The 2260-nt window shown below is 60.5% G+C and carries 2 protein-coding genes; both read left to right on the top strand.

What is annotated here, in order from left to right; genetic code table 11:
• The first annotated feature begins 118 nt into the window (after window positions 1-118).
• Window positions 119-1717: a sigma-70 family RNA polymerase sigma factor gene (locus HP499_RS23575; RefSeq protein WP_172326468.1), complete on the top strand. Its 1599-nt coding sequence runs from the start codon at window positions 119-121 to the stop codon at window positions 1715-1717.
• A 94-nt stretch (window positions 1718-1811) separates the two neighbouring features.
• Window positions 1812-2260 (top strand): PIG-L deacetylase family protein (locus HP499_RS23570; RefSeq protein WP_172326467.1); only part of this gene is annotated, 449 nt, incomplete at its 3' end.

The raw sequence follows: 2260 nt of genomic DNA, 5'->3' as shown, positions 1-2260 counted from the left end.
GACGAAGCGAACCACAAAAATCGTTGCTAAAGACAGTGTATAAATGGCGTCACGTCTTGCTGCCTACCCCCACTGAATATATATGGGCACGATTACTTACGGTTTGGGGGCGCCTTAGATGGCACGAAGGTCACAAGTGGACGTCGATGTAGATAGCGACGGACACCTTATTGGGCTGGTCCGTGCCGGTGAGATGTCCGCTTTCGATGGACTCTACGAGCGCCATTTTTCCATCGCCTCCACTGTAGCCAAGCGCAACGTGGACAATCCGAGCGATGCCGAGGACGTGGTTGCTGAGGCGTTTCAGTCCGTGCTGCAAAGCTTGGTGGCAGGCAAAGGGCCGGATACTTTTTTCCGGGCGTATTTGCTGTCCACCGTCACCCGGCTGTCCCACCAGCGCAACCGAAAAGCCAGCAAGGTCCTGCCAAGCAGCGAGGAATCTGTCCTGGACCAGACATTGGCAAACTCCGATTCTGCAGTCAGCGCCTTCGAATCAGAGACCGTGGCCAAAGCCTTCCGCGCCCTGCCGGAGCGCTGGCAGGCCGTGCTGTGGTACCTGGACGTTGAGCGAATGAAGCCTGCGGCCGCTGCTCCGATTCTTGGTCTTTCTGCCAATGCCGTTTCGGCGCTCGCGCTGCGCGCGCGCGAGGGCCTGAGGCGGCACTACCTTCAGTTCCATATCGCCGAACAGCCTGATGATGGATGTGCCACTTTTGTGACAAAACTGGGCAGCTACCTCCGGGGTGGGCTCTCCAGTACTACGGAGCGCAAAGTTCGCGAGCATCTGAATGGCTGCTCCAAGTGCACGGCAGCCCTTGCGGAACTGAAGGACGTCGAGACCAGCATGAGGGCGGTGCTTCTTCCGCTGGTGACTGGCATTCCAGTGGCCGCGTGGGCGGTCAAAGGCGGCGGACTTGGCATCCTCGGCGGGATGGCGCCGGCGAAGGCGGTGATGGCCGTTCCTGCCCTTGCTAAACCTGCCGTGATGGCTGTCATTGCCGCAGCCAGCGTGGGACTGGCCCTAGGAGCAGTGGGAATAGTGGATCACCTGACCCCTGACGCCTATATGGAAGAGCGTGCCGTTGAAACCGGGGCGCCGCTGATGGGAAAAACTCCAGTGCCGGTGACGCCGTCACCTTCCCTCAGCAGCATTCCGGACCCTGACCCGTCTCCTCCGGTTCAGCCTGAGCCTGTGGAAACTGTCCCTTCGATACCACTACCGGAGCCGTCAACGGAGCCTACAAAGGAGCCCTCAACAGAGCCAGTGGCGCCGACGGTTCCCGAGCCGGATCCAGTTCCCACATCCGCTCCCGGAACAACTACTGCAACGCCTTCGGCGGTTCCCTCGGTTTCGGCGCCGGTGCAGGTCATCGGCACCGCCAGGCGAACTGATAGAAGCTACTTCCGTGGCACCGAAATGGAAATCGATTTCAGTGCCTCAGGAACCCGGCCCTTGGGCGCAGGAACAGCGGTGTTTGCAGTGAGCAGGGATTCGCGGATCGTGGAGAGTTCCATCAAGGCACCGGATGGATGGTCGTGTTCCCTGGCCGGTAGCACCGAGGTCACCTGCATTACGGATTCGGTCCAGCGTCGCGATTTGCACTTTCATGTGACCGTGCAATCCAGACGACAGACCGATGGCGTCTTGAAGTACTCGCTGAGGGGGAGCGGTATGTCCCCGGGCGAGTTTGAGTACCGCTACTCATCGGATTGGTGAGGTGGCGTCACGAACTTTCCTCCCTGCTCACTACTTCTACAGCGGTCTCCGGAGATGGGAACCGTGCTCATTCGCTACGCACTATGGGGGCATTATGGAAGCAACGCTGTGCGCCGTTGCCGGTTTGTTGGCGGTTCTGGTGGCAGTTTGGGCTGTGGTTCCAACTGGTCGGGACTGGTTCGTGCGGAAGTTCAGTTCCCCGCATCGGCTCCGCTTGACGCTGGCGGCCTTGGGAACTTTGCTGCTGCTGGCCTTGGCGGGGTGTGCTGTCGGAGGGCCCCATCCGCCGTGGTTGAACACTGTCGTTGTGCTTGCAGGCGCAGCACTGATCGTTGCGTGCCTCGTCGCTCCGGCGTTCCGGATCCGCTCCAAGATGGCCTCCCAGCCACGAAGGGTACTTGCCATCGGCGCGCATCCTGATGATTTGGAACTGGCTTGTGGTGCCACTCTTGCGAAGTTGTCCGACGCCGGCCATGACGTCAGGACCATGGTCATGAGTACCGGGAGCAAGGGCGGAAACAGCCGGATCCGGGTGACGGAGGC

It is taken from the genome of Paenarthrobacter sp. CM16 (assembly GCF_013179505.1).
Taxonomy (GTDB): domain Bacteria; phylum Actinomycetota; class Actinomycetes; order Actinomycetales; family Micrococcaceae; genus Arthrobacter.
This window is presented reverse-complemented; position numbering and strand designations above follow the sequence as displayed.

Coding starts and splice junctions, on each gene's coding strand:
- HP499_RS23575 (WP_172326468.1), top strand. CDS start 119: ATGGCACGAAGGTCACAAGTGGACGTCGATGTAGATAGCGACGGACAC.